The sequence below is a fragment of the Cupriavidus sp. 01T418 genome, from assembly GCF_056398885.1.
Genome location: NZ_JBFTQG010000002.1, coordinates 35,851 through 58,652, shown reverse-complemented (window position 1 = coordinate 58,652; position 22,802 = coordinate 35,851). Strand labels below are relative to the sequence as shown.

General features: G+C 66.8%; 22 protein-coding genes and 1 tRNA gene. 11 read left to right on the top strand and 12 right to left on the bottom strand.

Features of this window, described 5'->3' with window-relative positions:
- Positions 1-97: 97 nt before the first annotated feature.
- Together AC1DQ3_RS02265 and AC1DQ3_RS02260 are read left to right on the top strand one after the other, a co-directional pair.
- A tRNA-Ser gene (locus AC1DQ3_RS02265) sits at positions 98-187 on the top strand.
- A gap of 134 nt (positions 188-321) precedes the next feature.
- Complete coding sequence (locus tag AC1DQ3_RS02260) at positions 322-678, top strand: hypothetical protein (RefSeq protein WP_477118905.1); 357 nt, start codon at positions 322-324, stop codon at positions 676-678.
- A gap of 13 nt (positions 679-691) precedes the next feature.
- On the opposite strand, the gene AC1DQ3_RS02255 is transcribed toward AC1DQ3_RS02260, so the two are convergent.
- The 3 genes from AC1DQ3_RS02255 to gudD form a co-directional block, all read right to left on the bottom strand.
- Positions 692-1,066, bottom strand: coding sequence for a hypothetical protein (locus AC1DQ3_RS02255; RefSeq protein ID WP_477118554.1), 375 nt, complete (start codon positions 1,064-1,066; stop codon positions 692-694).
- A 168-nt stretch (positions 1,067-1,234) separates the two neighbouring features.
- The gene (locus tag AC1DQ3_RS02250; RefSeq protein WP_477118904.1) at positions 1,235-2,188 is read right to left on the bottom strand and encodes a Bug family tripartite tricarboxylate transporter substrate binding protein; all 954 of its coding nucleotides are present in this window, start codon (positions 2,186-2,188) and stop codon (positions 1,235-1,237) included.
- Positions 2,189-2,365: 177 nt separating this feature from the next.
- On the bottom strand, positions 2,366-3,733 hold the full coding sequence (gudD, locus tag AC1DQ3_RS02245; RefSeq protein WP_477118553.1) for a glucarate dehydratase: 1,368 nt from the start codon (positions 3,731-3,733) through the stop codon (positions 2,366-2,368).
- Between the two features lie 216 nt (positions 3,734-3,949).
- Here gudD and AC1DQ3_RS02240 point away from each other — a divergent pair, with 216 nt between their 5' ends.
- Positions 3,950-4,696, top strand: coding sequence for a FadR/GntR family transcriptional regulator (locus AC1DQ3_RS02240; RefSeq protein WP_477118552.1), 747 nt, complete (start codon positions 3,950-3,952; stop codon positions 4,694-4,696).
- Between the two features lie 248 nt (positions 4,697-4,944).
- Positions 4,945-6,522, top strand: a complete 1,578-nt coding sequence (locus tag AC1DQ3_RS02235; protein WP_477118551.1) for an aldehyde dehydrogenase (NADP(+)) — start codon at positions 4,945-4,947, stop codon at positions 6,520-6,522.
- Between the two features lie 94 nt (positions 6,523-6,616).
- Here AC1DQ3_RS02235 and AC1DQ3_RS02230 read toward each other — a convergent pair whose 3' ends face one another.
- From AC1DQ3_RS02230 to AC1DQ3_RS02210, 5 genes are all read right to left on the bottom strand, one after another.
- Positions 6,617-6,982 carry a hypothetical protein gene (locus AC1DQ3_RS02230; RefSeq protein WP_477118550.1) on the bottom strand — a complete coding sequence of 122 codons (366 nt, stop codon included), beginning with the start codon at positions 6,980-6,982 and terminating at the stop codon, positions 6,617-6,619.
- A gap of 116 nt (positions 6,983-7,098) precedes the next feature.
- A complete protein-coding gene (locus tag AC1DQ3_RS02225) occupies positions 7,099-8,274 on the bottom strand; it encodes an osmoprotectant ABC transporter ATP-binding protein OsmV (protein ID WP_477118549.1) in 1,176 nt (391 codons plus the stop codon).
- A 2-nt stretch (positions 8,275-8,276) separates the two neighbouring features.
- Positions 8,277-8,924 carry an ABC transporter permease gene (locus AC1DQ3_RS02220; RefSeq protein WP_477118548.1) on the bottom strand — a complete coding sequence of 216 codons (648 nt, stop codon included), beginning with the start codon at positions 8,922-8,924 and terminating at the stop codon, positions 8,277-8,279.
- A 10-nt stretch (positions 8,925-8,934) separates the two neighbouring features.
- Positions 8,935-9,819, bottom strand: a complete 885-nt coding sequence (locus tag AC1DQ3_RS02215) for a glycine betaine ABC transporter substrate-binding protein (protein ID WP_477118903.1) — start codon at positions 9,817-9,819, stop codon at positions 8,935-8,937.
- Positions 9,820-9,899: 80 nt separating this feature from the next.
- Positions 9,900-10,616 carry an ABC transporter permease gene (locus tag AC1DQ3_RS02210; RefSeq protein WP_477118547.1) on the bottom strand — a complete coding sequence of 239 codons (717 nt, stop codon included), beginning with the start codon at positions 10,614-10,616 and terminating at the stop codon, positions 9,900-9,902.
- Between the two features lie 682 nt (positions 10,617-11,298).
- Between AC1DQ3_RS02210 and AC1DQ3_RS02205 the strand changes: the two genes are divergently transcribed.
- The 6 genes from AC1DQ3_RS02205 (at position 11,299) to AC1DQ3_RS02180 (ending at position 18,106) form a co-directional block, all read left to right on the top strand.
- Complete coding sequence (locus AC1DQ3_RS02205) at positions 11,299-12,228, top strand: pirin family protein (RefSeq protein ID WP_477118546.1); 930 nt, start codon at positions 11,299-11,301, stop codon at positions 12,226-12,228.
- 441 nt (positions 12,229-12,669) lie between these two features.
- A complete protein-coding gene (locus AC1DQ3_RS02200; RefSeq protein ID WP_477118545.1) occupies positions 12,670-14,244 on the top strand; it encodes an ABC transporter ATP-binding protein in 1,575 nt (524 codons plus the stop codon).
- Positions 14,237-15,337, top strand: coding sequence for an ABC transporter permease (locus tag AC1DQ3_RS02195; RefSeq protein ID WP_477118544.1), 1,101 nt, complete (start codon positions 14,237-14,239; stop codon positions 15,335-15,337). Before AC1DQ3_RS02200 ends, AC1DQ3_RS02195 begins: the two co-directional genes overlap by 8 nt.
- Positions 15,338-15,354: 17 nt before the next feature.
- The gene (locus AC1DQ3_RS02190; protein WP_477118543.1) at positions 15,355-16,275 is read left to right on the top strand and encodes an ABC transporter permease; all 921 of its coding nucleotides are present in this window, start codon (positions 15,355-15,357) and stop codon (positions 16,273-16,275) included.
- A 182-nt stretch (positions 16,276-16,457) separates the two neighbouring features.
- Complete coding sequence (locus AC1DQ3_RS02185) at positions 16,458-17,603, top strand: BMP family ABC transporter substrate-binding protein (RefSeq protein ID WP_477118542.1); 1,146 nt, start codon at positions 16,458-16,460, stop codon at positions 17,601-17,603.
- Between the two features lie 209 nt (positions 17,604-17,812).
- Entirely contained in the window at positions 17,813-18,106 is a 294-nt protein-coding gene (locus tag AC1DQ3_RS02180) for a YkvA family protein (RefSeq protein WP_477118541.1), read from the top strand.
- A 22-nt stretch (positions 18,107-18,128) separates the two neighbouring features.
- Here AC1DQ3_RS02180 and AC1DQ3_RS02175 read toward each other — a convergent pair whose 3' ends face one another.
- From AC1DQ3_RS02175 to AC1DQ3_RS02160, 4 genes are all read right to left on the bottom strand, one after another.
- Complete coding sequence (locus AC1DQ3_RS02175; protein WP_477118540.1) at positions 18,129-19,103, bottom strand: quinone oxidoreductase family protein; 975 nt, start codon at positions 19,101-19,103, stop codon at positions 18,129-18,131.
- Positions 19,104-19,153: 50 nt separating this feature from the next.
- Positions 19,154-19,558, bottom strand: a complete 405-nt coding sequence (locus AC1DQ3_RS02170) for a methylglyoxal synthase (protein WP_477118902.1) — start codon at positions 19,556-19,558, stop codon at positions 19,154-19,156.
- Between the two features lie 96 nt (positions 19,559-19,654).
- The gene (locus AC1DQ3_RS02165; protein ID WP_477118539.1) at positions 19,655-20,443 is read right to left on the bottom strand and encodes an SDR family oxidoreductase; all 789 of its coding nucleotides are present in this window, start codon (positions 20,441-20,443) and stop codon (positions 19,655-19,657) included.
- A gap of 1 nt (position 20,444) precedes the next feature.
- On the bottom strand, positions 20,445-21,380 hold the full coding sequence (locus AC1DQ3_RS02160) for a DMT family transporter (RefSeq protein WP_477118901.1): 936 nt from the start codon (positions 21,378-21,380) through the stop codon (positions 20,445-20,447).
- Between the two features lie 426 nt (positions 21,381-21,806).
- Here AC1DQ3_RS02160 and AC1DQ3_RS02155 point away from each other — a divergent pair, with 426 nt between their 5' ends.
- A complete protein-coding gene (locus tag AC1DQ3_RS02155; RefSeq protein WP_477118900.1) occupies positions 21,807-22,763 on the top strand; it encodes a Bug family tripartite tricarboxylate transporter substrate binding protein in 957 nt (318 codons plus the stop codon).
- Positions 22,764-22,802: the final 39 nt, after the last annotated feature.

The window sequence follows — 22,802 nt, the reverse complement described above, 5'->3', positions numbered from 1 at the left end:
TAATGCGCGGCGCTGGCCGTTGCGCCGGCGTCAATGCAGCATGCCGCACGAGCGGGGGCCTCCCCTGTTCGCGCTACAATGCCTGCACTTCCTTCCCGGAAGCGTGGCCGAGTGGTTTAAGGCAGCAGTCTTGAAAACTGCCGATGGGGTGACCCATCCGTGAGTTCGAATCTCACCGCTTCCGCCAGATTCCATTTCTGCAAAAGGGTCCACGGGTTACGTACCCCAACCACCCGCCAACCACCGCCACCCCCACCGTACACGAGCCAAGATGCGCCACGCTTCCCCGGAAGGAATCATTGGAGATCGCAATTGAAGACCATGAAGGTGTTGGCGGCAGTGGCCTGCCTGGCATCAGCGGCTTGCACCACGCCCGCTCCCCATGCCGGCCCGCAAATGTCCACGTATGACATCGACACCGAGTACACCAGTTCGTACACGGCGGACGGCTTCACCCTCATGGTCAACTATCGCTATGCGCGCTTCACCGTGCGATCCAGCGCGGCGGCGGCGGAGTGCAAGGCGGCGCTTGTCAGCGTGGCCAACAGCCTGGCCGAGCGCCGGCAACGGCCGATCGAGCCGGTGAACGAACAGAGCATCAGCCTTACCACCAGCCGGGGCTGGTACGGCAAGGTGGCCGCCTGCTCGGCCACCGCACCGATCGTCTGGAAACGCTGATTCGAACAGACGGTCACTCCGGCTTGCCCGGCGCCGTCAGCAAGCGATACGCCTGCTCCTGCGAAATATCCAGCCGATAATGCCGCGCCAGCATGCGCGCGAAATGATGGGCGGCGCCCGGCTCGCAATGCCTGAGCTGCTCGCGATAGGCCTCCAGCTCGAAACGCAGGCGCCAGCGCGGGCTGAGCAGGTAGAACACGCCCATCAGGCCGCCTGAGCGCCAGAATTGCCGCACGTGCACCTTCTCATGTTCAATCAGCGCCTGGCTCACGCCGGGCCGCACCAGGATCAGCGGCCCCGGCGCGAAGCCGTCGAACCCGCGCGGAATCAGCCATCGGGACTTTGTTTCTATCAGCAGACAAAGGGGCGATTTGCAGAGGCGGATCATGGCAGGCGTCAGCGGTTCGGCCGCGCGGGGCGCGTGTAGGCCAAGCCTATCAGGTCGCGCCTGCCCCCGCCCAAATCCGCTCGCACACGCTCGCACAATGAAAAACGCCCCGCACTCAGGCGGGGCAAAGAGCAATGCTTGCGCCAATGCCGCGCGCTTGATTCGCGCTTAATCGATGCTGATCTTGCCCGCCTCGATCACGGCCTTCCACCGCTGCAGTTCCTGTTTTTCGAACTGCTCGAACTGCTCGGGCGTGTTGGCGACCACCTCGAAGCCGCTCTCGGCCAGCTTCTGCCGCATCTGGGGTTCGCCCAGCGCGCCGACCAGTGCGGCATGCAGCCTGGCCTTGACGTCCTTGGGCAGCCCACGCGGCGCCGCGACGGCTTGCCACGAATACACGTCCACATCCTTCACGCCGCTCTCGGCCATGGTCGGCACGTTCGGCAGCACCGACGAGCGCTTGTCGCCGGTCACCGCCAGCGCCTTCAGCTTGCCGCTGCGGATATGCTGGAGCACGGCGTTTACGTTCTGGAACGAGACGTCCACCTGGCCCGCGAGCAGGTCGGAGACGGCCGGCGCCCCGCCCTTGTAGGGAACATGGAGGCCGTCGGTACCGGATTTCTGCCAGAACAGCGCCGCCGTCAGGTGGTCGGATGAGCCGGCGCCAGAACTCGCGAATGCGACCTTGCCCGGATTCTTCTTCATGTATGCGACCAGTTCCTGCACGTTCTTCGCGGGGAAATCCGGCTTGGTGACGAGCACATTGGGCGCGCGCACGGCAACCGTCAGCAGGTCGAAGTCCTTGGCCGGATCATAGCCGAGGTTCTTCTGCAGGAAGGGATTCACGGCGTAGACGCCGATCGATGCCACCAGCAAGGTGTAGCCATCCGCTGGCGCGCGCTTGACCATGGTCGCGCCGATGGCCCCGGTGGCGCCCGGCCGGTTGTCCACCACGAAGGGCTGGCCCAGTTTCTCATTGAGCGGCACCGCCAGCATGCGCGCGATGGTGTCGGTGGAGCCACCGGCGGGGAACGGCACCACCACCGAGACGGCCTTCTGGGGCCATGCCGGCGATGCGGCCACGGCACCGGCGGCGGCCAGCGCTGCCACCGTCGCGACCATGGCGGCGGTCAGCCCGCGCAGCGTGCGCCGTGCGGGCGCGGCAAGCATGCCGGTCATGCGGGAACGGTCTTCGATCTTGAACATGGTTGTCTCCTGGCTTCTGGGTGGTTTTTCTTGTGTTCTTATACGGATCGCGGATCACGGATCGCGGATCGCTGATCGGGTCCGCCTGCGCACTCACCTGACCATGCACGGCGCCTTGTTGTTGAAGGTCCAGCCGGGGATCAGGAATTGCATGGCAACGGCGTCGTCGCGCGCGCCCAGCCCCATGTTCTTGTAGCGCTCGTGCGCCAGCGCCACCTGTTCCATATCGAGTTCGACGCCCAGGCCCGGCTGCGTCGGCACGGCCACCTTGCCGTGCTCGATCTTCAGCGGCGCCTTGGTCAGCCGCTCGCCGTCCTGCCAGATCCAGTGGGTATCGATGGCGGTGACGCGGCCCGGCGCGGCAGCGGCCACATGGGTGAACATGGCCAGCGAAATATCGAAATGGTTGTTGGAGTGCGAGCCCCAGGTCAGGCCCCATTCCGCGCACATCTGCGCCACCCGCACCGAGCCCTGCATGGTCCAGAAATGCGGATCGGCCAACGGGATGTCCACCGACTGCAGGCGCACCGCGTGGCCCATCTGGCGCCAGTCGGTCGCGACCATATTGGTGGCGGTGGGCAGGCCGGTGGCGGTACGGAACTCGGCCATGACTTCGCGGCCCGAATAGCCATCCTCGGCGCCGCACGGATCTTCGGCATAGGCCAGCACGCCATGCTTGTCGCGGCACAGGCGCACGGCTTCGGCCAGCGACCACGCGCCGTTGGGGTCGAGCGTGATGCGCGCCTTGGGGAAGCGCTCCGCTAGCGCCAGGATGGCTTCCATCTCTTCGTCGCCGCGCAGCACGCCGCCCTTGAGCTTGAAGTCGTTGAAGCCATAGCGCTCATAGGCAGCCTCGGCCAGGCGCACCACGCCCTCGGCGTTCATCGCCGCTTCGTTGCGCAGGCGGAACCACGCGTTGTCGGCCTCCGGCTCGCTGCGATAGCCGAGCGTGGTGCGGTTGCGCTCGCCGATATAGAACAGGTAGCCCAGCATCTCCACCGCATCGCGCTGCTGGCCCTCGCCCAACAGCGCGGCTACCGGCACGCCGAGGTGCTTGCCGAGCAGATCCAGCAGTGCCGCTTCCAGCGCGGTGACGGCGTGGATGGTGATGCGCAGGTCGAAGGTCTGCAGGCCGCGTCCGCCCGCGTCGCGGCTGGCAAAGGCGCTGCGTACGCGATTCAGCAGGGCCTGGTGGTTGCCGATCGACTGGCCCAGCATGAGTTCGCGCGCGTCTTCCAGCGTCTGGCGGATGGCTTCGCCGCCCGGCACTTCGCCTACGCCGGTATTTCCGGCGCTGTCTTTCAGGATGACGATGTTGCGGGTGAAGAACGGACCGTGCGCACCCGACAGGTTCATCAGCATGCTGTCGTGGCCTGCGACCGGCACCACGGTGAGTTCGGTGACAACGGGCGTGCCGGTGACGGGCGTGGCTGGGGTGGCGGAGACGAGCGTCTGGGTCATGTCGAATTCCTGCGCAAAGAGCAGCGCACGGCCTGGCGGCGGCAGCTCTTGCGGTTTGTCTCGGGGTGGATGCGCCGGCTGCTGCCGGATACTTGTTCATCGGTGCCGGCCGGGCCTGGGTGGTTTCGCGGCACGAGACACCTGTTATCTGTCGTCATATAACTTATGACGCAGTATAATAAGACTATTGTGATCCGGTCAAGTCCCCAGCCCACCATGTCAAACCCGATGTTTGCCTCCACCACCCCGCTGCGGCGCCGCGGCCGCACGCTTGCCGAAGAGGCGGTGAGCAACCTGAGCGAGCGCATCCAGCAAGGCCAGCTCAAGGCGGGCGACAAGCTGCCTACCGAATCCGAGATCATGGCCGCGCTCGGCGTGAGCCGCACCGTGGTGCGCGAAGCGCTGTCGCGGCTGCAGGCCAGCGGCCTGGTCGAGACCCGCCACGGCATCGGCACCTTCGTGCTGGCGCGCAGCGCGGAGAACGGTTCGCCCTTCCGCATCGATCCCGCCACCATGGGCACCGCCATGGACGTGCTGGCCATGCTGGAATTCCGCGTCAGCCTGGAGGCCGAGGCAGCCAGCCTGGCAGCGTCCCGGCGCAGCGACGAGCAACTGGCGGCAATGCGCCGTGCGCTCGACGAACTCAAGCGCACGGCGGCCGGCGGCGAGGATTCGGTCAGCGCCGACTTCGAGTTCCACCTGCTCATTGCGCGCGCCACCGGCAATCGCTATTTCACCGACATCATGGGGCACCTCGGCACCATGGTGATCCCCCGCAGCCGGCTGCACGTGAGCGCCCAGGAGCGCGAACAGTATCTCGAACGCGTCAATATCGAGCACGACAACATCTACGACGCCATCGAGCGGTGCGATCCCGAAGGCGCCAAGGCCGCCATGCGCATGCACCTGACCAACAGCCGCGAACGGCTGCGCAAGGCTTCCGCTGCGGTGGAGGCGGGCTGAGGCCTGGCGGCCCGGAGGACCCCGGCGAAATCGGGGTTTCCCGCTTGCTCGCAAAGCGTTTTATGTTGTAGGATGTCTTACAATAAAATACGATGCGATCGTATCACTACTGACGTGCCCTGCGTGTTCACCCAGAGCCACATTGGCACGCCCAGACAACGAACGTCCGCGGCACACAACCCGGCATTCCCGCTCGCGCTGCCGCGCGGGCTCCCTCTTGAATCGCAGTTGAATAGCAGGAAACGCTCATGACCATCACCGGAGAAATGCTGATCGGCGCCAGCGCAGTGCGCGGTACTGCCAAGATCCTCCATGCCACCAACCCGGCCACGGGTGAAACGCTCGCACCGGAATTCCATGGCGGCGGCGCCGCCGAGGCAGAACGCGCCTGCGCGCTGGCAGAAGCCGCGTTCGACACGTACCGCAACACCTCGCCGGAAACCCGTGCGCAGTTCCTGGAGTCCATCGCCAGCGGCCTGGAAGCCCTGGGCGACACGCTGATCGAGCGCGCCCATGCCGAAAGCGCGCTGCCCATCGCGCGCCTGCAAGGCGAGCGCGCACGCACCGCCGGCCAGTTGCGCCTGTTCGCGAGCGTGCTTCGCGACGGCCGCTGGCAATCCGCTACGCTCGACTCCGCCCTGCCGGAGCGCACGCCGCCGCGCCCCGACCTGCGCTTGCAGAAGATCGCGGTGGGACCGGTCGCGGTATTCGGCGCGAGCAACTTCCCGCTCGCGTTCTCGGTGGCGGGCGGCGATACCGCGTCCGCGCTGGCTGCCGGCTGCCCGGTCGTCGTCAAGGCGCACTCGGCCCACCTCGGCACCTCCGAACTGGTCGGCCGCGTGATCCAGAAAGCCGTGGCGGATGCCGGCCTGCCCGAGGGCGTGTTCTCGCTGCTGGTGGGCGCCGGCGTTGCCATCGGCACGGCGCTGGTGGCGCACCCTTCGATCCAGGCGGTGGGCTTCACCGGCTCGCGCAGCGGCGGACTGGCGCTGGTGCAGACGGCCAACAGCCGGCCCCAGCCGATCCCGGTCTATGCGGAGATGAGCAGCATCAACCCGGTGTTCCTGCTGCCGGCGGCGCTGGCCGCCCGCGGCGCAGAGATCGCGCGCAACCTGGTGGATTCGCTGGTGATGGGCGTGGGCCAGTTCTGCACCAACCCCGGCCTGCTGCTGGCGGTGGAAAGCCCGGCGCTGGATGCGTTCCGCCAAGGCGCGACCACCGCGCTGGCGGACAAAGCCGCCGCCACCATGCTGACGCCCGGCATCAGCCAGGCCTACGACAACGGCGTGGCCCAGCTCGGCGACATCGAAGGACTGCGCCGCATCGGCAACGGCAAGCCGGCAAGCGGGCCCAACCAGGCCCGCCCCGTCTTGTTCGAAACCACGGCCGAACGCTTCCTGGCGGACCATCGCATGGAAGCCGAAGTGTTTGGCCCATCCTCGGTGCTGGTCGTGTGTCGCAGCCACGAGGAAATGCTGGCGGTGGCGCGCCGGCTGGAGGGCCAGCTTACCGCCACCGTGCAAGCGGACGCGGGCGACCGCGCCGAGGCCAGCAGCCTGCTGACCGTGCTTGAGCGCAAGGCGGGGCGCGTGCTGTTCAATGGCTATCCGACCGGCGTGGAAGTGTCCTATGCGATGGTGCACGGCGGCCCTTTCCCCGCCACATCGGACACGCGCGCCACCTCGGTCGGCGCTTCGGCCATCGAGCGCTTCCTGCGTCCGGTGTGCTACCAGAACGTGCCGGCGGAGCTGCTTCCCCCAGCGCTGCAGGATGGCAACCCGCTGAAGGCATGGCGTCTCACCGACGGGCAGCTTGCGCGCGACTGACGGTGTGCTCCTATTGAACAAATGAACAAGGGCCGGTGATTCCGGCCCTTGTTCATTTGTCCTCACGTGTCATCACGTGTCATCACGTTGCGGCTTATCCGTGGTGATCGTGATGATCGTCGTGGTTGTCGTGGTTGTCGTGGTTGTCGTGGCGGTTGTCGTGGTGGTTGTCGTGATGCTCGTCGCGATGGCCATAGGGGCCATGCGCATGGTGCGCGTTCCACTCATCGCGCTCCCACCAGCGGTGGCCGTCCCAATAGCGGTCGTTATGCCATCCGATCACTGCCGCCGGAGCGTAGACCACCGGCGGTGGTTCGTAGACCGGCGCGGGTGCCGGAGCCACATACACAGGCGGGGGGGCGCCCACGTTCACATCAACATCAACACGGGCCAGGGCCGCGTGAGAGCCGGCGAGCGCGAGCGTGCCGAAGGCCAGAAGAGCCACATAGGGGCGCTGCATGGTTCACCTCGATTGCTGTTTGGGCATGCCTCCAATCTATCCCTTGGTGGCGGAACCGCTCAATGGCATGCAGGCGGAAAGTTGCGTCGGTGCTCGTCTGACGCGAGGTGCCCGTCCTACGCAGCGACGCGCTCGATCGCAGCCAGCGCCGGCGGCGGCTGGACCGCTGGCCAGCTGCCACGCGAGCGGCCCGAGCTAAGATAATCCGCGATCGATTCCTGCGTGACTTCGCCCAGGTAGACGCCATCGGCATCCACCACCGGCAGCCAACTCGTGTTGTGCTGGTACATGCGCGAAAGCACGATGCGCAGGTGCTCGTCGAACGCCGCGGTCGCCATGAAAGGCCGCATCGCATCCGCGCACGTGCCCTGCCCGGCGCGCGCCTCGCGCCGCGTGACGTGGCCCAGCGCGCGCTGCGCTTCGTCCACCACCGGCAGGTGACGCACATCGGCCTCGTCCATGATGCCGAAAGCCTGCGCCAGCGGCATGTCCGGGGTGCAGGTCCGCGCCATGATGGCGGCATCGCCGGCACGCACCAGCAGCAACCGCTTGAGCGTGTTGTCGTGGCCGATGAAGGCCTGCACGAAATCGTCTGCAGGACGCGCCAGCAGCGCGTCGGGGTGATCGAACTGCACCAGCTTGCCGCCGCGGAACACGGCCACGCGGTCGCCCAGCTTGATCGCTTCGTCGATGTCGTGCGAGACCATGATCACGGTCTTGCCGAGCTGGCGCTGCATCTGGAGAAACTCGTTCTGGATGCTCTCGCGATTGATCGGGTCGACCGCGCCGAACGGCTCGTCCATCAGCAGCACGGGGGCGTCCGCCGCGAGCGCGCGGATCACGCCGATGCGCTGCTGCTGGCCACCCGATAACTCGCGCGGATAGCGGGTGAGCATCTTGTCGGGATCGAGCTGCACCATCGACATCAGCTCGCGCGCGCGCTCGCGGCAGCGTTTCTTGTCCCAGCCCAGCAGGCGCGGCACCACCATGATGTTTTCCTCGATCGTCATGTTCGGGAACAGGCCGATCTGCTGGATCACATAGCCGACCTTGCGGCGCAGCGTGACTTCGTCCACGCGGGTGGTGTCCTCGCGATCGATCAGCACCCGGCCCGAACTGGGCTGGATCAGGCGGTTGATCATCTTGAGCGTGGTGGTCTTGCCGCAGCCCGAGGGGCCGAGGAAAACGCAGATCTCGCCGTTTGGCACCGTGAGCGAAACCGCATCGACGGCGCGCACTTCGGCGCCATCCTTTTGCTTGAAGGTCTTGGTGAGTTGTTCGAGTTCAATCATGTTCAGCGGATTCCTTTCGGTGTCAGCGCCCGCTGCAACCACTGCAGGCAGGCATCGGCCACGACGGCGAGCACGCTGACCAGCACCGCGCCGATCGCCAGCTTGCTCATATTGCTCTGGCTGATCGCTTGCAGGATCAGCACCCCAAGACCACCCGCGCCGATGATGGCGGCGATGGTGGCCACGCCGATATTCATCACCACGGCGGTACGCACGCCGCCGAGGATGACAGGCACGGCCAGCGGCAGATCCACCAGCCGCATGCGCTGCCAGGTGGTCATGCCAATGCCGCGTCCGGCCTCCTGGATGCCGTCGTCCACGCTGGTGAGCGCCACGCAGGTATTGCGCATGATCGGCAGCAGCGAATAGAGAAACACCGCGGTCACCGCCGGCACATAGCCCAGTGCATGCCCGAAGCGGGCGAAGACCGGGATCATCAGGCCGAACAGCGCGATCGACGGCAGGGTCAGCACGACGGTGGCCAGCGTCAGCAGCGGCGTGGCGAGAAAGCGGAAGCGCGCGCACAGGATGCCCAGCGGCACGCCCACCACGATCGCCAGCCCCACCGCGCAGCCCACCAGCGCCAGATGCTGCCCGGTGAGCTTGAGCAGCATCGGCCAGCTATGCTGGAGGTAAGTCAGCAAGTCCATGCGGTCCTCCTCAGATCAGGCCGTGGCCGCGCAGGAATTCCTGCGCCACCTTGTCGACCGGTTGCTGGCCGATATCGACCTTGTAGTTCATCTCGGTCATGGACTCGTTGTCGAGACTGGCCGACAGCGCATTGAGCAGGCCCGCGAGTTCGGGATGCTGGTCCAGCGTCGCCTTGCGCACCACAGGCACGGCGTTATATGCGGGGAAGAAGTGCTGGTCGTCCTCCAGCAGCACCAGGTCGAAGCCCTTGACGCGGCCATCGGTGGTGTAGACCAGGCCGAGTTCGACCTGGTCGTTCTTCAGCGCCGTATAGACCAGCCCGGGATCGAGCTGGATCACGTCGCGCCGCGAGAACGGCAGCTTGTAGAGCGTCTTGAGCGGCTCCAGCCCGTCGGGGCGCGCGGCGAATTCCATGTCGACCGCGAACGGGTGCGCGATGTCCTCGCCGGCGGCGCGCATCTTCTCGGCAAAGGCCGACAGCGTGGTCACGCCAGCGGCTTCGGCGCGCTTGCGCGGCATCGCCAGCGCATAGGTGTTGTTGATGCCGGAGGCATCGAGCCACATCAGGCCGCGCGCGGCGTCCAGCGTCTTGACGCGTTCGTAGCTCTCCCTGGCTTCGAGCTTTTCCTCGACCTTGTTGAACACGATCAGCGCCGTGCCGGTGTAGTCCCACACCACGTCGAGCTGGCCGCTTTCCATGGCCTGGCGCATCAACGTGCTGCCCAGGCCCCCGGTCAGCTCGGTGGCGAGGCCCTTGGCCTGCAGGTACTGCGAGGTCATCGACGACAGGATCAACTGCTCGGTGAAATTCTTGCCGCCCACGCGAATGGGGTCGGCGTGCGCCGGCAGCGCCAGCGCTGCCACTGCGGCGAGCACGGCGAGACTCGCCAGCATGCGTGCCTGGCCACGGGCCGCGCGGGCCAGCGCGCTTGTGATGAAATGCATCGGGTTCTCCTTCATGTTCGGTACGCGCATCAGCGCGCCAGTCCGCGGCGGCGCAGGTAGCAATAGCCGGCGGCGGCGAACAGGCCGTCGAGGGCAAGTGCCAGCAGGGCGGTGGCCGCGGCGCCCAGCAGCAGCAGGGGCTGGTTGTTCAGGTAGATGCCCGGGAAGATCAATTCGCCCAGGCTGTTGGCGCCGATCAGGAAGGACAGCGGCACCGTGCCGACGTTGATCACCAGGCTGATGCGCACGCCCGCCAGGATCACCGGCAGCGCATTGGGCAACTCGACCCGGAACAGGCGCTGCAGCGAGGTCATGCCGAGGCCGCGCGCGGCTTCGGTCAATGCCGGTGAGACGCCGCGCAGGCCCTCGCAGGTATTGCGCACGACCGGCAGCAGCGAAGCCAGCCACAGCGCCAGGATGGCGGGCCGCTCGCCGATGCCGAGCACGGCCAGGGCCAGCGCCAGCACTGCCAGCGACGGCACGGTGTTGCCGATATTGAAGACTTGCATCAGGCGGTCGGCCCAGCGGCGCATGCAGGGCCGGCTCAGGCCGATGCCGGCCGGGATGCCGGTGGCCAGCGCCAGCGCCATCGACCACGCCACCAGGCGCAGGTGGTCAGCCGCGTCGTACCACAGCCGGTCCTGGTAACGCCGGATGACGTCGACACCGATCCACGCGACCAGACCGGCCAGCGCGGCAAGCGCGAGACATCCCCAGGCCAGCGCGTGTTTGGATTGCTTGGACATATTCCCCCCTCTCCGCACGCCGCATGTGAGCATGGAAAGCCACATCCGGATTGACGGACGAACAAAGCGGGCACGGGCGGGTGCAATGAGGGCCGCCGGCCCTGACTAGATTGCCTTGCCCGCCATGACCGGCCGATGAGCCGGTGGACGGGCGCCGGGTTCCACGCGCCGAGGCAGGAAACCCAATTGACGGGACGCCGTGCCTGTGAAGGCCGGGATCCCTGGAGCGGCGCAACCCGCTGCAAGGTGCAGAAGCGGGAGGCCAGTGGCAGCGCAAATTTGGTGGTTCCGACGCGCCGCCGGACCAATCGGCCGATGCGGCGCACGGAAGGCGGGGATGGAAGCAGTGCGACAAGAACGCCTGCCCGGACCCTGCCAACCGCGATATGACTACGCGGCATCGGATGACAACGAGAGCGCTATTATACTCATTTCCATTGATTTTGTCACCATCCCGCTTTCTCGCCACTTTCTGTGCGCCTTTCGTCGGGCTTTGCGCGATATCTGCACGCCACTCGTACTGTTCCGGAATCGATAGCTGGTGATGCGATGACCGTGCCATTGGCAGAACAATCTTTTGCCTGGATGCCCTCTACTGGTTTTGGCCCAAGCCGCTAGATTGTGAGGGTAGCCAACGGGGCCGCGCGCCATTTCCGCCACCCCAGCCAACAGGAGATTGATCATGGAACAACGCACTGCCACCCCCATCGTCCCGGCCACTGCCGCGGAAACCGTGCAACGCTCGCGCGCGGTCGACCGCGTGGTGCGCGGCGTCGCCACCTCGGACGGCGCCGGCGTCAAGCTCACCCGCGTGCTGACGCAGAACCTGCAACGCCGCCTGGACCCGTTCCTGATGCTGGACGCCTTCGGCTCCGATAGCCGCGACGACTACATCGGCGGTTTCCCCGACCACCCGCACCGCGGCTTCGAGACCATCACCTATATGCTGGACGGCCGCATGCGCCATCGCGACAGCGCCGGCAACGAGGGCCTGCTGGAAAACGGCGGCGCGCAGTGGATGGTGGCAGGCGCCGGCGTGGTGCACTCGGAGATGCCCGAGCAGGAAGACGGCCGCATGGAAGGCTTCCAGCTGTGGCTGAACCTGCCCGCCGCGGACAAGATGACGGCGCCGTGGTACCGCGACCTGCCGGCCGCCGCCGTGCCCACCGTGGCGCTGCCCAACGGCGCTACGGTGCGCGTGCTGGCAGGGGCCTCGCACGGCGTGGCAGGCGCGGTAACGCGTCCGGTCACGGAGCCGCTCTACCTGGACGTGACGCTGCCGGCCGGGCAAAGCTTCTCGCAAGTGCTGCCGGCCGGGCATAACGCCTTCCTGTACGTCTATCGCGGCGAAGCCGCGGTCGGCACGGGCGACAACGCGGCCGTGCTGGAAGCGCAGCGCATGGGCGTGCTGGACAACGCGGCAGGCGCCGACGGCGTGACCGTCATCGCCAATGCCGATGCGCGTTTCCTGCTGATCGCGGGCCGGCCGCTGGGCGAGCCGATCGTGCAATATGGGCCGTTCGTGATGAACACCCAGGACCAGATCTACCAGACGCTGGCGGATTTCCGCGAGGGCCGCTTCAACCAGATCGCGGTCAGCATCGGCGCCTGACGCGCCGGAAGCCGCCGGGGAGGCATCGTGCCGCCCCCGGCGGGCCACGCGGCGCAGCGCCCTGCTCCGGCCATTGCCGCTCACCCTTCCGCTCCCCCTTCCGCTCCTCCCCGCTTTCTTCATCTTTTGCCGATTCCCTTTGGCTTGCCCGCCAGCGGGTGACGCTGCGCACCTTGTGGCCGGATGCAGCGGCGCACCCGCGCCGAGTGCCAGGCATGCGACTTGCAACCTCCCTCCATCCGTTGTGTGGCTGACGAAACTGCCCTGAACCGGCCGTCCGAACCCCGCGCACTTATATAATCCAAGGTTAATAAACGGCATCATCGCCCCACAATGATTGCTGCAATGCGTAACGGCGATCCTGTCCGACGCCAGGCAGCAACGTGCTGCCTGATACGGACATCGATCCACGCTGCTGCCATAACAACTAGAGCCGCCTCAGTGACCTCAAGTACAACCCCACGGCTGGCGCTTGCCCATATCAGCAAGCGCTACCCCGGCGTGATCGCCAACGACGATGTGTCCCTTGTCGTCGCTCCCGGCGAAATCCACGCCGTGCTCGGCGAGAATGGCGCCGGCAAGTCCACCCTGATGAAGATCATTTTTGGCGCGGTCAAGCCCGACGGCGGCGACATGCACTTCAATGGTGCGCATGCCGCCATCCACAACCCGCACGATGCCCGTAACCTTGGCATCGCCATGGTGTTCCAGCATTTCTCACTGTTCGATACGCTCACTGTCACCGAGAACATCGCCCTGGGCCTGCCCAAGGCAGGCAAAGGCGCCGGCAGCACCACCATGAGGCAACTGGCCGACCAGATCCGCGACACAGCGGATCGCTACGGCCTCCCGCTGGAGCCTGATCGCCACGTGCACACCTTGTCGGTAGGCGAGCGCCAGCGCGTGGAGATCGTGCGCGCGCTGCTGGCAAAGCCGCAACTGCTGATCCTTGACGAGCCCACTTCCGTGCTGACGCCGCAGGCGGTGCAAACGCTGTTCGTCACGTTGCGCCAGCTCGCCGCGGAAGGCACCAGCATCCTCTACATCAGCCACAAGCTCGATGAGATCCGGGAGCTTTGCCATAGCGCCACCGTGATGCGCATGGGCCGTGTCACCGGCGTGTGCGACCCCCGCCAGGAAAGCGCGGCCTCGCTGTCGCGCCTGATGATCGGCGGCGAGCCGCCGCGCGAGGCGCGCGTGCAGACCGAACCCGGTGCCTGCAAGCTGGCGGTGCGCGCGCTCTCGCTGCCGCGCGCGCATGCCTTCGCTACCGAGTTGGCCGGCATCTCGCTGGACCTGCGCGCTGGCGAGATCGTCGGCATCGCCGGTGTCTCCGGCAATGGCCAGCAGGAGTTGCTGGCCGCGCTGTCGGGCGAGGATGTCCGCGCCGAACGTGACGCCATCACGCTCGACGACAAGCCGGTGGGCAAGCTGGACGCACGCCAGCGGCGCCGCGCCGGCCTGGCCTTCGTGCCGGAGGAGCGCCTGGGCCGCGGCGCGGTGCCGGGCATGAGCCTGGCCGCCAATATCCTGCTTTCGCACCAGTCCACGCCCTATGTGCGGCGCGGCATGATTTCGCCCAAGGCGGCGGCCGCACTGGCGCAAACCGTGATCGGCCGTTTCCGCGTCAAGGCGAGCGGGCCGGACGCGCTGGCCAAGAGCCTGTCAGGCGGCAACCTGCAGAAATTCATCGTCGGCCGGGAGATCGAGAGCGACCCGAAGGTGCTGATCGTGGCCCAGCCGACCTGGGGCGTGGACGTGGGCGCCGCGGCGCAGATCCACAACGAGCTGCTGGCGCTCAAGGCCACCGGCTGCGCGCTGCTGGTGGTGTCCGAGGAACTGGACGAACTGTTCGCCATCTGCGATCGGCTGCACGTGATCGCCAAAGGCCGGCTGTCGCCGTCGATCCCCATCCACGACGCCACGCGCGAGCAGGTCGGCCTGTGGATGAGCGGACTGTGGGAAGGCGGGCCGGGCGGTCGCCGCGAACAGGAGGAGGTCGCTGTCCATGGCTGATTTCCTGCTTCGCTCGCCCATCTCGCTGGCGCCGCGCGGACTGCCCTCGCGCCGCATGGCCTACGCTTCGCCGTTCATCGCGCTGGCCCTGACGCTGGCCTTCGGGGCCTTGCTCTTCCTGGTGCTCGGCAAGGATCCGGTGGCCGCGCTCAAGGTGTTCCTGGTCGATCCGATCCAGGACCGCCGCGCCATCGGCGAGGTGCTGCTCAAGACCGTGCCGCTGGTGCTGTGCGCGCTGGGCCTGTCGGTGTGCTATCGCGCGAACATCTGGAACATCGGCGCCGACGGCCAGCTGATTGTCGGCGGCATCTTCGCCGGCGCCACCGTCCTGCACTTCGACGTGCCCGGCAATGGCATCAACGGCACCGTGGTGCTGGTGCTCGCCTCGCTGGCCGGCGTGGTCGGCGGCATGTTCTGGGCGTCGCTCACCGCCGCGCTCAAGGACCGGTTCAACGCCAATGAGATCCTGGTGTCGCTGATGCTGACCTATATCGCACAGCAGTTGATGCTGTACGTGGTCAACGGGCCGCTGAAGGACCCCAACGGCATGAACTTCCCGCAGTCCAAGGTGTTCTCCAGCGAGTTCCTGCTGCCGAACCTGCTGTCGGGCTCGCGCCTGCATGCGGGCTTCGCGGTGATGCTGGTGCTGGTGGTGCTGATGACGGCGTTCATCTTCCGCAGCTTCGCGGGTTATCGGCTGCAAGTGGGCGGCACCGCGCCGGCGGCGGCGCGTTACGCCGGCTTCTCGGCGCGCCGTTCGCTGTGGAGCGCGCTGACGATCTCCGGCGGCGCCGCTGGCCTGGCGGGCGCGTTCGAAGTGACAGGCCCGATCGGCCAGCTGCTGCCGTCGATCTCGCCCGGATACGGCTTCACCGCGATCATCGTCGCCTTCGTCGGCCGCCTGCATCCGGTGGGCACCGTGTTCGGCGGCATCGTCATGTCGCTGTTCTATATCGGCGGCGAAATGGCCCAGTCGCGCCTGGGCCTGCCCTCTGCAATCGGCTCGGTGTTCCAGGGCATGCTGCTGTTCTTCCTGCTGGCCTGCGATACGCTGATCGACAACCGCCTGCGCTGGCGCGCCACGGCCGCCTGAGCGAGAGCCCACACGATATGGAACAATTCGCCCCTCTTATTGCCACGGCGATCAACGCCGGCACGCCGCTGATGCTGGCCGCGCTTGGCCTGCTGATCAACGAACGCTCCGGCGTGCTCAACCTGGGCGCCGAAGGCATGATGCTGGTGGCCGCCGCGTTCGGCTTCATGGTCGGCTACCAGACCCAGTCGCCGATGCTCGGCTTTGCCGCCGGCGCGCTGGCCGGCATGCTGATGGCCACGCTGTTCTCGTGGCTGGCGCTGGTGCTGGCCACCAACCAGGTGGCCACCGGCCTGGCGCTGTCGATCTTCGGCACCGGACTGTCGGCCTTCATGGGCCAGCGCTTTGTCGGCTTCGCCATGCCGTCGCAAGCCAGGTCGATTCCTTTCCTGGCCAACATCCCCTTCTTCGGGCCGGCGTTCTTCCAGCAGCACTGGATGGTGTATTTCAGCCTGTTCCTGTGCGGCGCCATCATGTGGTTCCTGTTCCGCACGCGCGCCGGGCTGACCTTGCGCGCCATTGGCGAGTCGCCGGAATCGGCGCATGCGCTAGGCTACCCGGTGCGCCTGATCCGCTTTGGCGCGCTGCTGTTTGGCGGCGCCTGCTGCGGGCTGGCGGGTGCCTACCTGTCGCTGGTGTACACGCCGATGTGGGTGGAAAACCTGGTGGCCGGACGCGGCTGGATCGCGCTGGCGCTGACCACCTTCGCCACCTGGCGCCCGGGCCGCGTATGGGCCGGGGCGTGGCTGTTCGGCGGCGTTACCATCCTGCAGTTCTACCTGCAAGGGATCGGCGTGTCGATGCCGTCGCAGATCCTGTCGATGCTGCCCTATGCGGCCACCATCGTCGTGCTGGCGCTGATCTCGCGCAATCCGGCGTGGATCCGCCTGAACATGCCGGCGTCGCTGGGCAGACCCTTCCGTCCGGGTGTTGCCTGACAACCCTGTTGCCACGCGTGGCCGGCGCCATGCCGGGCCGCGCGGCAACGCGCGTTTTCCGGGAGTCATTCAAGAGCCCTTCAGAAGTCCGCCAGAGACCTCGAACTTGGAACCCTCGATTCAGAGCCACGGTTGCAACCTTAATCAAAAAACCAGTCCCCAGGTCATTACAAGGAGAAATCATGATCGTCACGCGCAGGAAAACCCTCGCCGCACTGGCCGCCACGGCGGTGCTGGCTCTCGCGGGCTGCGGCAAGAAGGAAGCCGAAAAGCCGGCGGAAAGCACCGCTCCGGCTTCGGCCCCCGCCGCCGAGCAGAAGGCCGAACCGCTCAAGGTTGCCTTCGTCTACATCGGCCCGGTCGGCGACGCTGGCTGGACCTACGCCCATGACGCCGGCCGCAAGGCCGTGGAAGAAAAGTACGGCGACAAGGTGAAGACCACCTTCGTCGAGAACGTGCCCGAATCCGCCGCCGATGCCGAACGCGTGTTCCGCGACCTGGCCGCGCAAGGCAACAAGCTGATCTTCGGCACCACCTTCGGCTACATGGAATCGATGCTCAAGGTGGCCAAGGAATTCCCGGACGTGAAGTTCGAGCACGCCACCGGCTTCAAGACCGCCGCGAACCTGGCCCAGTACGACGCGCGCACCTATGAAGGCGCGTACCTGGCAGGTGTGGTCGCCGGCAAGATGAGCAAGACCGGCAAGATGGGCGTGGTGGCATCGGTGCCCATCCCCGAGGTGATCCGCAATATCGACTCGTTCACCCTGGGCGCGCGCAGCGTGAACCCGAAGGCCACCGTCAAGGTGGTGTGGGTGAACAAGTGGTTTGATCCGGGCAAGGAGCGCGAAGCCGCCACCACGCTGATCGGCCAGGGCGTCGACATGCTGATGCAGAACACCGACTCCGCCGCCGTGGTGCAGACCGCGCAGGAAAAAGGCGTGTACGCCTTCGGCTGGGATAGCAACATGAGCAAGTTCGGCGAGAAGGCCCACCTGGCCGCCTCGGTAATCTCGTGGGGCGTCTACTACAACAAGGTGGTGGGCGACGTGCTGGCCAACCAGTGGAAGAGCGGCACCACGTGGTGGGGCCTGAAGGAAGGCATGATCGACCTGAAGGACTTCAACACCGTGGTGCCGGATGACGTGAAGGCACTGGTGGAAGAGCGCAAGAAGGGTGTGGTCGACGGTTCCGCGCCGATCTGGAAGGGTCCGCTCAAGGACAACACCGGCAAGGAGCAGTTGGCCAGGGACCAGGTCGCCGACGATGGCTTCCTGCACGGCATCAAGTTCTACGTCGAAGGCGTGGAAGGCAAGATCCCGGGCTGATCATCAGCACCGGTGGTTCAAGCTGCACCGGCAGCCCGCGCGCGCGGGCATGCCGGCGCGGCGCGGTCCTGCGGGGCGCCGCCGCCCCTCCTGAACGTGCTCCCCTGCCTGCATATCCCCCGGAACTTGAAGCCCCGTGGATTGGCCCAAGCTATTTGCGAGTGGCCCGAACTGGCCACGCCGCGACCGCAATGTGAAGGAGGCCTCTCATGTGGAAACGATTCTCGGCACTCTGGGCCCTGCTGCGGCGCGACGGCCGCGTGCTGTGGTTCGCACTGCGCCATCCCGATGCCCCGGCCTGGCTGCGGCCGGCCACGTTCGGCCTGGCGCTCTACGCCATTTCCCCCATCGACCTGATTCCCGACTTCATCCTCGGCCTGGGCATCGTGGACGACGTGGTGCTGATTCCGCTGGTGGTGCACTTCATGCTCAAGCGCCTGCCGCCGCACGTGCTGCGCCAAGCCGAGGCGCGCGCCGGCGCCACTACCGTGCACGCCCGCTGACGCGCGCCGCCGGGGGCAAAACTCACGGCAGCAGGATCGTGGTGCCGGTGGTCCTGCGGGCTTCGAGGTCGCGATGCGCCTGCGCCACATCCGCCAGTGCATAGCGCTGGCGGATCTCGATCCTGACCCGGCCGCTGGTCACCATTTCGAACAGTTCGGCCGCCATCGGCTCGAGCAGTTCGCGGTGCACCACGTAGGTCATCAGCGTCGGCCGCGTGACGCGCAACGAGCCCTTGTTGCCGAGCACGGAGAGATCGAACGGCGGCACCGGACCCGACGCGTTGCCGAACACCACCATGGTGCCGCGCGGCTTCAGGCAATCGAGCGAGCCGTCGAAGGTATCCTTGCCCACTGAGTCGTAGACCGCGGCGACACCCTTGCCGCCGGTGATTTCCCTGACCTTGTCGACAAAAGACTCACGGGTGTAGACGATGGTGTGGTCGCAGCCATGCGCGCGCGCCAGTGCGGCTTTTTCATCACTGCCGGCGGTGCCGATCACGGTGGCGCCAAGCGCCTTGAGCCACTGGCTGGCGATCAGGCCGACCCCGCCCGCGGCAGCGTGCAGCAGCACCGTATCGCCCGGCTGCACCCGGTAGCTGTCGCGCACGAGGTACTGCGTGGTCAGGCCCTGCAGCATCATCGCCGCGCCCTGCTCGAACGAGATGGCATCGGGCAGGCGCACCACGATGTCCGCCGGCATGACCCGGACCTGCGCATAGGCGCCATTAGGCCGGCCGGCATAGGCCACACGGTCGCCCACGTTCAGGTGCCGCACGCCATCGCCCACGGCTTCCACCACGCCGGCGCCTTCCATGCCGAGCCCGCCCGGCAGCGGCTGCTTGTACAGCCCGGTGCGGAAATAGACATCGATAAAGTTGAGGCCGACCGCCTCATGCCGGACACGGACCTCGCCGGGGCCGGGATCCCCGACCTCGACATCGACCCACTGCATCACTTCGGGGCCCCCGGTCTCGAAAATGCGGATGGCTTTGTTCATGTATCGCTCCTGTTCGTGTCGATGCCCGATGCTGCCCGGTCGAAAAAAAATCAGGCTGAAGCGCCCTGCTCCGGATACATGCGCCGCAGTTCCGCGATCAACAGATCGGCGGTCGCCACATTGGTGGCGCACGGCACGTTGTGTACGTCGCAGGCGCGCACCAGCGCATTGATATCGGGTTCGTGCGGCTGCGGCGTCATGGGATCGCGCAGGAAAATCACCACGCCGACGCGGCCCTCTGCCAGTTGCGCGCCGATCTGCAGGTCGCCGCCCCAGGGGCCGGACAGCATGCGCGTTACCGTGAGGCCGATTTCGTCGGTCAGGCGGCCGCCCGTGGTGCCGGTCGCCAGCAGTTCACAGCGCGACAGGAAATCGCGATGCCGGCCGGCAAAGGCTACGATGTCATCTTTCTTGTGGTCGTGCGCGATCAGCGCGATACGCGGGGGAGTCATCAGCATCATCCAGGCCATTCAGCAAAGGCCGGGCCGTCGCGGCCCGGCGGGAACACCCGGGTGGCGGCACCGCCGCCACCCGGGGGTATTGCGGCTCGCTTAGAAAGTCCCCGGGTAGGCCCCGCCGTCGAGCAGGACGTTCTGCCCGGTCATGTAGGCCGCATGGCGGCTGCACAGGAAGGCACAGGTAGCGCCGAACTCGGCCGGGTCGCCGAAACGGCGGCTCGGGTTCTGCGCGGCGCGGCGCTGCGCGACTTCCTCGATCGACAGGCCGGACTGCTTGGCGCCGCCTTCCATGGTCTTGTAGAGGCGGTCCGTATTGAACGGGCCGGGCAGCAGGTTGTTGACGGTCACGCCATGCTGCGCCACTTCGCGCGCCAGGCCGGCGACAAAGCCGGTCAGCCCCGAGCGCGCGCCATTGGACAGCCCGAGCACGTCGATCGGCGCCTTGACGGCACCGCTGGTGATATTGACGATGCGGCCCCATTTGCGCGCGATCATGCCGTCCACCGTGGCCTTGATCAGCTCGATCGGGGTCAGCATGTTGGCATCGATCGCCGCCAGCCAGGCATCGCGATCCCAGTCGCGGAAGTTGCCCGGAGGCGGGCCGCCGGCGTTGTTGACCAGGATGTCGAGGTCGCCCATCTTGGCGACGGCGTCCAGCACGAGCTTGCGCCCTGCCGGGGTGGTGATGTCGGTGGCGACCGGCACCACGCGCCGGCCGTGGCGCGCGCGCAGGTCCGCCGCGGCCTTTTCCAGCGCCTCGGCGCCACGCGCCACGATCACCACATCCACGCCTTCGGCAGCCAGCGCATCGGCGCAGGCAAAACCGAGGCCCTTGCTGGCGCCGCACACCAGCGCATGCTTGCCGCGCAATCCTAGATCCATCTCATCGACTCCTTGTGTCATCGAGGCGGCCAACCGCCTGCTTGTTATCTTGCATGCCCTTCGCACCGTCACGTCCCCTGGCCCCGGTACGTGCCGACAATAAATATATGCCACCCATCACCAGCGCGCTGCCCGCAAGCTGCACGCCGGTGATCGGCTCGCCCAGCAGCCAGAAGCCGAGGAACAGGGTCGACACCGGCCCGAGCATGCCCGCCTGCGACGCCATTGGCGCGCCAATGCGCGCTACCGCCACCATCGTCAGCGACACCGGCAGCACCGTGCAGAAAACCGCATTGACCAGTGAAAGCCACATGACCGGCGCCGGCTGCAGCAACGCGGCCAGCGGGCGCGCCAATACGAGATATTGCACTACGCAGCAGGCAGTGGAAACGCACATCGCATAGGCCACCAGCCGCAACGAACCGATGCGCTGCACCAGTTCGCCGGAAGCGATCAGGTAGATGCCGTAGGTCAGTGCGCTGCCGAGCACCAGCGCGGCGCCCAGCCAGACCTGGCTGCCGCTCACGTCGAGATCATGCGCGAAAACCAGCACGATGCCTACATAGGCCAGCAGCAGCGACAGCCATTGCCGCGCGCTGATGCGGCGCTTGAACAGCAAGGCGCTGGCCAGCAGCACGAAGGACGGCGTCAGGAACAGGATCAGCCGCTCCAGCCCGGCCGTGATGTATTGCAGCCCGAGGAAGTCGAGGAAGCTCGACAGGTAGTAGCCGATGAAGCCAAGGAACACGATGCGGCCGCGATCGGCCCAGGACAGCGCCGGCAGGCGCTGCGACTGCCACCAGCCGATGGCCAGGAACAGCGGCACGGCGAACAGCATGCGCAGGGTGATCACCATGACCGCATCGATGCCGTAGCGGTACATCAGCTTTGCGACGATCGCCTTGCCGGAAAAAAGGATGGCGCCGACGGCGGCCACTGCAAGTCCGGCGCGCTGCGAAGGCGGTTCGGCCAAGGATACGATGCGGGAGATTTGGGATACGGACACGGGAAAGACCGGATAGATGGGCCGCGCGCGGCTGTACGCGGGGCGGTCGCGCCAAGGACGCGAGCTATTGTATTCGAAAAGAGGCAACCGCATGGGCGCTTGCCCGACGCACGGTGGCGGGCAACCGCATGGGCGCTTGCCCGACGCACGGTGGCGGCTCGGTGGCGGCTGTATCCGGCGCCGCCTGGCAGGCATTGCCAATCTGCCGTAAGCTCGCCGCTTGGCGCCTTTCATGCGCGCCGCATAAGAAAAACAGGAGCCTTCATGACGGCAGTACCCATTTCCCTTCTCGCCTCGCTTACGGGCGTTTCCTGCAACAAGCCGGCCGGCGCCCGGCATGGCGGCGCCGGCGCGCTAATGGCCGCCGCGGTTGCGGTGCTGGCAAGCGGCTGGCTGCCTGGCGCCGCCTACGCTGCCGACTACCCCGCCAAGCCGATTCGCTTTATCGTGCCATACGCCGCCGGCGGCACCACCGACCTGGTGGCACGTACCGTCGGCCAGAAGGTGGCGGAGAAGCTCGGCCAGCCCGTGGTGGTGGAGAACCGCCCCGGCGCGGGCGGCAACATCGGCATGGAGGCTGTCGCCAAGGCCGCGCCGGACGGCTATACCATCGGTTTCGGCGCCATCTCGACCAATGCACTCAACCCGCATATCTACAAGCATGTGCCATTCGATCCGCGCAGGGATTTCACCGCGGTGAGCCTGCTCGGCACCTCGACTATCGTGCTGGAAGTCAGTAACAGCCTGCCCGTGAAAAACGTGGCCGAACTGGTCAGCTATGCCAAGGCCCACCCCGGCCTGACTTACGCCACCGCGGGCACCGGCACCTCGATGCACCTCGCCGGCGCGATGTTCTCGCAGATGACGCAGACCGCCCTGACCCATGTCCCATACAAAGGCAGCAGCCCGGCCATCAACGATATGCTGGGCGGCCATGTGCAGGTGATGTTCGACAACCTGCCCGCCTCGCTGCCGCACATCCAGGGCGGCAAGCTGCGCGCGCTGGCCGTGGCCGGCAAGAGCCGCTCGCCTGCCCTGCCCAACGTGCCGACGCTGGCCGAAGCCGGCCTGGCGGGCTACGCAATCGAGCCGTGGTTCGGCGTGTACGGCCCCGCCGGCATGCCCGCGCCGGTGGGGCATGCGCTCAACGCTGCCTTCACCGAGGCGCTGGGCAATGCGGACGTCAGGGACAAACTGGTCCAGGCGGGCTTCAACCCGAAGGGTTCGAGCGCGGCGGAACTGCAGTCGCTGACGCTGTCCGAGTACGAGAAATTCGGCAAGATCGCCAAGAGCGCCAGCATCTCGGTGGATTGAATGACCGGCGGCTGCGCGCCGCGGGCGGGGACGCGCCGG

What these genes read in the sequence shown, in the direction of transcription:
- AC1DQ3_RS02260 (WP_477118905.1), top strand. Translation starts at nt 322, where the DNA reads ATGAAGGTGTTGGCGGCAGTGGCCTGCCTGGCATCAGCGGCTTGCACC.
- AC1DQ3_RS02255 (WP_477118554.1), bottom strand. Translation starts at nt 1,066, where the DNA reads ATGATCCGCCTCTGCAAATCGCCCCTTTGTCTGCTGATAGAAACAAAG.
- AC1DQ3_RS02250 (WP_477118904.1), bottom strand. Translation starts at nt 2,188, where the DNA reads ATGGTCGCGACGGTGGCAGCGCTGGCCGCCGCCGGTGCCGTGGCCGCA.
- gudD (WP_477118553.1), bottom strand. Translation starts at nt 3,733, where the DNA reads ATGACCCAGACGCTCGTCTCCGCCACCCCAGCCACGCCCGTCACCGGC.
- AC1DQ3_RS02240 (WP_477118552.1), top strand. Translation starts at nt 3,950, where the DNA reads ATGTCAAACCCGATGTTTGCCTCCACCACCCCGCTGCGGCGCCGCGGC.
- AC1DQ3_RS02235 (WP_477118551.1), top strand. Translation starts at nt 4,945, where the DNA reads ATGACCATCACCGGAGAAATGCTGATCGGCGCCAGCGCAGTGCGCGGT.
- AC1DQ3_RS02230 (WP_477118550.1), bottom strand. Translation starts at nt 6,982, where the DNA reads ATGCAGCGCCCCTATGTGGCTCTTCTGGCCTTCGGCACGCTCGCGCTC.
- AC1DQ3_RS02225 (WP_477118549.1), bottom strand. Translation starts at nt 8,274, where the DNA reads ATGATTGAACTCGAACAACTCACCAAGACCTTCAAGCAAAAGGATGGC.
- AC1DQ3_RS02220 (WP_477118548.1), bottom strand. Translation starts at nt 8,924, where the DNA reads ATGGACTTGCTGACTTACCTCCAGCATAGCTGGCCGATGCTGCTCAAG.
- AC1DQ3_RS02215 (WP_477118903.1), bottom strand. Translation starts at nt 9,819, where the DNA reads ATGCTGGCGAGTCTCGCCGTGCTCGCCGCAGTGGCAGCGCTGGCGCTG.
- AC1DQ3_RS02210 (WP_477118547.1), bottom strand. Translation starts at nt 10,616, where the DNA reads ATGTCCAAGCAATCCAAACACGCGCTGGCCTGGGGATGTCTCGCGCTT.
- AC1DQ3_RS02205 (WP_477118546.1), top strand. Translation starts at nt 11,299, where the DNA reads ATGGAACAACGCACTGCCACCCCCATCGTCCCGGCCACTGCCGCGGAA.
- AC1DQ3_RS02195 (WP_477118544.1), top strand. Translation starts at nt 14,237, where the DNA reads ATGGCTGATTTCCTGCTTCGCTCGCCCATCTCGCTGGCGCCGCGCGGA.
- AC1DQ3_RS02190 (WP_477118543.1), top strand. Translation starts at nt 15,355, where the DNA reads ATGGAACAATTCGCCCCTCTTATTGCCACGGCGATCAACGCCGGCACG.
- AC1DQ3_RS02185 (WP_477118542.1), top strand. Translation starts at nt 16,458, where the DNA reads ATGATCGTCACGCGCAGGAAAACCCTCGCCGCACTGGCCGCCACGGCG.
- AC1DQ3_RS02180 (WP_477118541.1), top strand. Translation starts at nt 17,813, where the DNA reads ATGTGGAAACGATTCTCGGCACTCTGGGCCCTGCTGCGGCGCGACGGC.
- AC1DQ3_RS02175 (WP_477118540.1), bottom strand. Translation starts at nt 19,103, where the DNA reads ATGAACAAAGCCATCCGCATTTTCGAGACCGGGGGCCCCGAAGTGATG.
- AC1DQ3_RS02165 (WP_477118539.1), bottom strand. Translation starts at nt 20,443, where the DNA reads ATGGATCTAGGATTGCGCGGCAAGCATGCGCTGGTGTGCGGCGCCAGC.
- AC1DQ3_RS02155 (WP_477118900.1), top strand. Translation starts at nt 21,807, where the DNA reads ATGGCCGCCGCGGTTGCGGTGCTGGCAAGCGGCTGGCTGCCTGGCGCC.